The sequence below is a fragment of the SAR324 cluster bacterium genome (assembly GCA_029245725.1).
In the GTDB taxonomy this organism is placed as follows: domain Bacteria; phylum SAR324; class SAR324; order SAR324; family NAC60-12; genus JCVI-SCAAA005.
The window spans coordinates 1-6,748 of record JAQWOT010000240.1; the positions used below are offsets into that span (position 1 = coordinate 1).

Annotated in this window: 5 protein-coding genes and 2 pseudogenes; all 7 read right to left on the reverse strand. The window is 51.1% G+C overall.

All coding sequences use genetic code 11. From position 1 onward, the window contains the following. Window positions 1-249: 249 nt before the first annotated feature. The gene (locus P8O70_13555) at window positions 250-432 is read right to left on the reverse strand and encodes a hypothetical protein (protein ID MDG2197885.1); all 183 of its coding nucleotides are present in this window, start codon (window positions 430-432) and stop codon (window positions 250-252) included. 84 nt (window positions 433-516) lie between these two features. Further along, on the reverse strand, window positions 517-1,311 hold the full coding sequence (locus tag P8O70_13560; GenBank protein ID MDG2197886.1) for a hypothetical protein: 795 nt from the start codon (window positions 1,309-1,311) through the stop codon (window positions 517-519). Window positions 1,312-1,372: 61 nt separating this feature from the next. Then, window positions 1,373-2,242: pseudogene (locus P8O70_13565) on the reverse strand (4-alpha-glucanotransferase). Then, entirely contained in the window at window positions 2,193-2,873 is a 681-nt protein-coding gene (locus P8O70_13570; protein MDG2197887.1) for a 4-alpha-glucanotransferase, read from the reverse strand. Before P8O70_13570 ends, P8O70_13565 begins: the two are co-directional and overlap by 50 nt. Continuing rightward, window positions 2,866-4,209 carry a hypothetical protein gene (locus tag P8O70_13575; GenBank protein ID MDG2197888.1) on the reverse strand — a complete coding sequence of 448 codons (1,344 nt, stop codon included), beginning with the start codon at window positions 4,207-4,209 and terminating at the stop codon, window positions 2,866-2,868. Before P8O70_13575 ends, P8O70_13570 begins: the two co-directional genes overlap by 8 nt. Window positions 4,210-4,283: 74 nt before the next feature. Next, window positions 4,284-4,448, reverse strand: a complete 165-nt coding sequence (locus P8O70_13580) for a hypothetical protein (protein ID MDG2197889.1) — start codon at window positions 4,446-4,448, stop codon at window positions 4,284-4,286. Beyond that, window positions 4,379-6,727: pseudogene (locus P8O70_13585) on the reverse strand (phosphoenolpyruvate carboxylase). Before P8O70_13585 ends, P8O70_13580 begins: the two are co-directional and overlap by 70 nt. Between the last annotated feature and the right edge of the window lie 21 nt (window positions 6,728-6,748).

The window sequence follows — 6,748 nt, forward strand, 5'->3', positions numbered from 1 at the left end:
AGGAGCTTTTTCCTTGCGCATAGGGATACTCCCGATCTGAAGAATATTCATCCATGAAGCATGTTGGGTTGTCCGATTCAGTTACGAAAAAAGCATTGCCGTACTGAAGGGGGGCATACCCAACTCGTCAGCGCTGCCTCCACAACAACCAGAAATTGTTATGTTTAGGGCGTGCTGACCCATTGAAGCTGCACGTGCAATTGTTGGACTGTTTGCCCTTTCAACTCAATGGAACGTTGCAGATTGAGTTCAACCATGTCGACAAAGGGCAGTTTTAAACTGCTGTAGAATGCTAGCAATGTGAATCAGGTCCATCAGTAACAGGATCAGGTTGGCGCCTGTGGGGGTAAGCTGCATCTGCTCCAGCCAGGATTCTCCCAAGACGTTTGAGATCGCATCCAGGTAATCAATGTTTACACGAGGGTGAACCACGATTTCAGCTTCCCAGGCTTTACGAGCTTGCTCGAGTTGTAGATCAACCGGGGGATTCTCCTTACGGTGTTGTTCCAGGCGGGCTTATAGTTGTCGCAGTTCTTGGCGCAGCTGATCTTGTCGTGATTCCCAGTGATGAATGGTGAAAGCCCCACCTGCAATACTGAGCAGCACGAACAAGACGGCCATCCAACAAAGGATACGTTTGAGTGAGGTTCGCGGACGATACCACTGAAAATTCTTCTCTGGATATGGTGTTTGTAGAATTTGCTGAAGCAGGGAACGTTTCAGTTCTCCGTTGTCATCGACTAAGCGTTGTTCCTGCCAGAGAACCTGATCAAGCAGATCTTCCCGCCAGAGTTCCTCGGTTTGACGTTCCCAATGGGGTAGCGACCAGAGTTGTTGCAGGCTTCCAGCATTCCAACGAAGGACTGTAGTCTGCTCCAATCCTTTGAGAAGCCAGTCTCCTTCGGCAGGTAAGGTCTGGAACCATGGTAGTAGTGCCGGTAAGACTTGTAGCGGACGTGATCTTCCTTGTGAGAGTAAGCGTTGTAACTCGAGAGCCTGTAGACTGAGTTGGGCCAGGAGAATTTTTGGGGGAGAACCTTTGAGGTGTTGCCAACCGACAGGTTGTTGTGGTCCGGGTAATTCAGGCAGTTGGAGATGATGACGCAGGTAAAAGGGCCATTCTTCCGTACGGACAGGGAGTGTCTCTGCTGCTTCCAGCCAAATCCAGGGGAGTTCCAGTAGCAGTCGACACCGTTTGTATTGCTGGCCTTTGAGCAGTTCAACAACTGTTTCAGGCTGGAGGGGCTTAGCCTGTTGGTGCCAACGGAGGATTTGATTTGCCTGGATCAGACAGCAGGAGTGTTTTCCCAACCAGATGTGCAGGGTGTGGAAGTCCTGTCAGCGTTTAGAACGCCATGCGGGAAAACACATCTCACCCAGATGCTCGACCATAGATCTGTGTCCACTGGCGGAGGGACGTCAGATCCAGGGATTCCAAGGATTCCCAGCGGCAGCGCCACTGCCAGTTTCCTTCTGCAGTACCCGGAATATTGAAACAGCAGCTTGCATCCAAGTTGAGCCAATCCTGCAATGGAGCGATCACCCAGGCTGCTGAAGAAGACCAGACCAGTCTCATCAGGGCAGGACTGACAGTGGCTTCATCCACGGGTTGTTGAAGGTAATCTTGAACCTGCAACTGCTGAGCAGCACTCAATTCCTGCCACTATCCACGAGTGGTGTTGTTGTCGTGAGTTCCCGTATAGGCGACTGCTCGAGGGCTATAGCTGTGGGGTAGGAAGGGATGCTGGGGATCATTGTAGAAAGCGAATTGCAGCACCTTCATTCCTGGAAAGCCACAGTCACGTCTCAAGGCATGTACCTCTGGGGTGATGAGACCCAAATCATAGGCTACAATCGGTAACTCACCCAGCGCAGCTCTCAGCGATTTGAATAACTCCAAACCCAGACCAGCTTCCCATTCGCCGACCACAGCCGTGAGCTCACTAGCAGGAATAGACCAGAAGGACTCAAATCCTCGGAAGTGATCAATCCTTACCCATTGCACCCAGCGCAGCAGCACAGAGAGTCTTTGTTTCCAGAAGGAATAGTTTTCTGCTGCAAGAGCCTGCCAATCATAAAGAGGATTGCCCCAGCGTTGGCCTGTCTCACTGAAATAGTCAGGAGGCACACCGGCTACATGGGAAGGTTGTCCGTCCTCCTCCAGTTGAAACCATTGCCGATGAGCCCAAACCTCAGCGCTGTCGTATGCTACGAAAATTGGGATGTCTCCGAAGAATTCCACCTTCCGCTGAGTGGCATAATCTCGTAGACGCTTGACGGTCAAAGATGAATTGTTGCCATTGTACTTCGGTGATTGTGGCTGCGTGTTCAGCTCGAAACTGGGTCAGTGCTTGGGGTTCTCTTTGTGTGAGATGAGTGGGCCATTGATTCCAGGATGTTCCCCCACAATGTTCCTTGACTGCCATGAAGAGTGCGAAATCATCCAGCCAATTAACTTCCTGCAAACAATAATCTGCAAAGGCGTTTCGATCTTCTTCAGAAGCTTGTTGCTGAAAGTTTTGAAAGGCTTGACGTAGTTGGGACTGTTTCCAGGAAGCAACCTGAGGAAAGTCAACTTGATCAACAGGGAAATTTGGCAGGAATTCTGGAGCCTCCCAGTAACCCTCTTCCTGTAGCAACTCAAGGCTGATCAGTAGTGGATTGCCGGCAAATGCAGAGGGAGACTGGTAAGGGGAGTAGCCAAAGGAGGTAGGCCCAAGTGGCAGGTCCTGCCAGAGTGTCAGGCCAGTTGCTTCAAGCAGATCGACAAATCGATAAGCCATTGGACCCAGGCCACCAATTCCATGTGGACTGGGGAGGGCGGTTGGATGGAGTAGAATTCCACCCCGCCGCTGTGTGAAGGTATCAGTCATTGTTACGCAAGAAAACCAGGTCACGAATATCTGGAGCAATGATTGGTTCTTCCACCTTGAAGCTGTTGGTGTCCATCATCCGCATGACACGATCTGCGAGGTCTTCCAGACTGTCAGCGTGTCGTACCCGAATCGAAATGATCGAAGGAACCGAGTTATCGAAGCTGAGGTAGCGGAAGCTCTTGTCCTCTTTATCCTGAATCATGCGTCGCAAGCGGCCCCCGTCGTTTTTATCAAAACCTCGGAAGACAAGGTCATAAGCAACCAAGGCATCTCGGTCAATCGAGATGGTCGACATCTCCTTGATTACCTGAGGCACAAACTCCTGTTGCATCTCCTGATAGGCGTCCTGCACAAGCCCTGCGATCATTGCTGACTGCACAGAGTTTGGGCCAGCACGACGTGAGACGTTGATAACAGTGTTGGCGAAGGCCCCTCCACGATCACTGGCGATGTTCTTGGCTGTCACATTGAGCGAGAGAGCTAGGTCTCCCTGCACGTTGCCACTCACTGCAAAGATATTGACCTCAATCACTACCTTGGCCAGTTGGTGTAGGACGTTGAGTCCACTTTCGTAAAACTCGTCACTGAGCTGAATTTGTTCAGCCAGCAGGTTTCCATCGCTGTTAGAATCACTGAGGAGTGCCATGAACTGATCCTTGGAGATGGTGGCGATCTCCCGTACCGCATCCTCATTGTTCTGCATCGATGTGATGGCGTTACGGTAGTCCATCATCTGCAGACCTCGCTGGTTCATGTCGGTCTGGATTTGGTTGAGGAAGGCTTCTTCCAGATCTGTGAACGTGAATCCTGCGCTCGACAAGTCAATGTTCTTCCGGTTGGTGATGATCGCTACCAAGGCATTCTGACTGGTGTTGATCAACTTCAGGTCTTTTTGCAGGGCTACCAGGACCTTCTGGCGATTGACCTTGAAAGCGGCTGAGATGCCATAGTACTGACCCATGAAAATACGACGCTCGCCAACGACTTCCTGATCATCCACGTAGTTGTTGATGTTTCGCGAGAGGTAGTCTTCAATTTTTTCGTAATTCTCATTGTAGGTTGATGAAGGCAACAACTCACGCACCATTTCATCAACAGCAACTACGGTAGCCAACTCGACAGCTTTGGTCTTGGCAGCTCGTAGATCGTTCTGCTTGATGAAGGACTTGGTCTTGACCTGAATCACCCGAACATCTGGGGAATCTTCTACTAGTGTTGGGCGACCAGACACATCAGCAAGGGTTAGGAATTCCTCTGGAGGAGGTGGCTCTGGTTTGGATTTTGAGCAGGCCACTAGCGCTATGGTCAGCAGCAAAAGCACAATGTGTTTCATTAGAGCAACTCGGTTGGAGAAAAGAGGATCAACTCACCAGTTTCATTATTCAGCAATCAGGCTCATGGATTGATTCAATCTGTTGTACGCAGTCCGCTGGTGATGGCGTTGACCGTGATCAGCAGTGGAACCAGCAATTTCTCGGCTTCATCATCATAACCCTCAGCCTTTAATCCACGCCACTTGGGTAGCAGGTCGAGTTGTTGCCGATGTAGACTACGCAGCCCGTTGCGCCACAACTCAATACTTTTTTGGATCTTGGCTCGGCGTTCCAAGGGGCCTGCATAAACACTTCTAGCATGCTGCGGCTTCGTCGGTACTCCATCAAGATTTGCAGCAAGAGTCGATTGTGGACTTCAGCATTGACAACCAATTTAGCGTATTGTGCGGTCACGTCTTCGTCAACCATTGCCAGGCTTGTTGCTACGTTACTGGTCAGATAGTGGAACGGATGCCAACTCAGGTTTTCCTCACAGAGTCTACCGAACACTTCGAGTTGGGCTTCTCGTAACTGTGATAAGGCTGTCCCCAGTCCATACCAACTGGAGAGAAAGAAACGAGACTGGCTCCAGGCAAAAACCCAGGGAATCGCCCACAAATCAGAGAGGCTGCGTTGCCCACTCTGCCGTGATGGACGGGAACCAATCCGGCTGGATTCAATAACGTCAATCGGGGTGGCTTCGCGAAAGAAATCGATGAACCTGTCTGCTTCCAGTAGTTGCCGATAGGCCTGTCGGCTGGACTCCATCAGGTCATCCATGACCCCTTCCATCAGATTGTGCAGGCGAGGCTGATTTTCCTGAAGTAAGGAAGATCCAGCAGTCCCAGCAACCAGCATTTCCAGTTGATAGTGAGCTGTCCCCAGGTTGGCGTATTTCTGAGCGATTGTTTCCCCCTGCTCAGTCAAACGGAGATTGCCACCAATGGAACCATGAGGCAAGGCCTGGAGGAAGCGATGTGTGGGACCAGCACCACGACTGATTGTCCCCCCTCGTCCGTGGAAGAAGCGCAGATAAATCCAGTGAGCCTGAACAACCTCCAGCAACTTCTCCTGGGCTCAGAACAAGCTCCATTGGCTCGCCAAAATACACCCATCCTTGTTACTATCGCTATAGCCGACCATGATCTGCTGGGTCGGTCGATCCCAACCAGTGGCCTGCTGTTGATAGCGCAGGCTGCGCTGGGTTAATGGATCTGCTAGAAAGCTCTGCATGATCGCAGGACTGGCAATCAGGTCATCAATCGTTTCGAAAAGAGGAACAATGTGGATCGGACAGATTAATCCGTCTTCTGTTTGGCGCAGCAGTTCGGCTTCGTTGGCCAAAAGATAAACAGACAGTAGATCTGGGGTGTTGTGGGTCATACTGACGATGAAGTTGCTGATTCCCTGCTCACCGTGTGCTTCCATGTACTGACGTAACACTCCGTAGCACTCCCGAATAGGAGTGGCTTGTGGGCCAATTGGTGTAGTGCTCAGGGCAAAGGGACGATGTGTCTTTAGCTCCTGTTCCAGAAAATTGAGACGTGCTTCTTCTGACCAACTACCAAAGCTGGTGTCAGCAAACCCTGCAGTTTCCAGTAGTTGTTCGATAGCTTGGTCATGGAAACTACTGTTTTGACGAATGTCGAGAACGGCTAGGTGAAAGCCAAAGGTCTGTACCAACCTGATGACCAGATCCACTTCCTGCCAAGCCATTCAGCCGGCTCCGACTTCCAGCAGAGATTCTCCTAGTAAGCGTAGATCCTGGAGCAAATCCAGAGAGCGTTGGTAGCTGAATTCACTGCAGTTTCCCCGGGTGCTACTCTCCGGTAATGCTTTGCGGAATAGCTCGACCAACTGTCTCCAGGGCTCACGGCGGAAACGATATACAACCTTGTCTCCACGACGTCCGAGGGCGTTCTGCAGTTCAGCGATGCGTTGCTGTAGGATTGTTGGAACGGGCTGTCGGTGCTCAGCAAGGCTGAGGGCATTGCGCAATGCTTCCAGTTGTTGTTGCAGTAGTTCCAGAGCAGTGGTGTGCAGGCGTTTCAGGCAAATTTCAGTCACTTCTGCCGTGATGAGAGGGTGTCCATCACGATCACCACCCACCCAGTTTCCAAAACTCAGCCATGGAAAGTGATTGGGATCATCTAACAGGACTGGATCAAACCCAACCTCTCGCCAGGCTTCACGGAGACGTTGATCCAGGGTAGGCAATATATTGGGAAAGACGTTACGTAGGTAGTGCAGGATGTTATCGAGTTCCTGCTCCAGTCCTAGTTTTTCAAGGTAAATCTCACCGGTACGCCAGAGTCGCTCCAGGATCGTGATGATTTCCTGGCGGATGCGCTCCTGCTCACTGGGAGTCCACATCTGATTTTCTCGCCAGAGCAGTAGCAGGTAAAACTCCCGATGATGATCCAGCACGGTTGGACGCTTGGCTTCTGTTGGGTGGGCGGTCAGCACTGGTTCCACCCAAAGGTACGGAAGTGGAGTGGCGATCTGCTCCCCGGTAAGTCCTGCTTCTTTAAAAGATATCAGAATGCATCACCACAAACT

What these genes read in the sequence shown, in the direction of transcription:
- P8O70_13570 (MDG2197887.1), bottom strand. Translation starts at nt 2,873, where the DNA reads ATGACTGATACCTTCACACAGCGGCGGGGTGGAATTCTACTCCATCCA.
- P8O70_13575 (MDG2197888.1), bottom strand. Translation starts at nt 4,209, where the DNA reads ATGAAACACATTGTGCTTTTGCTGCTGACCATAGCGCTAGTGGCCTGC.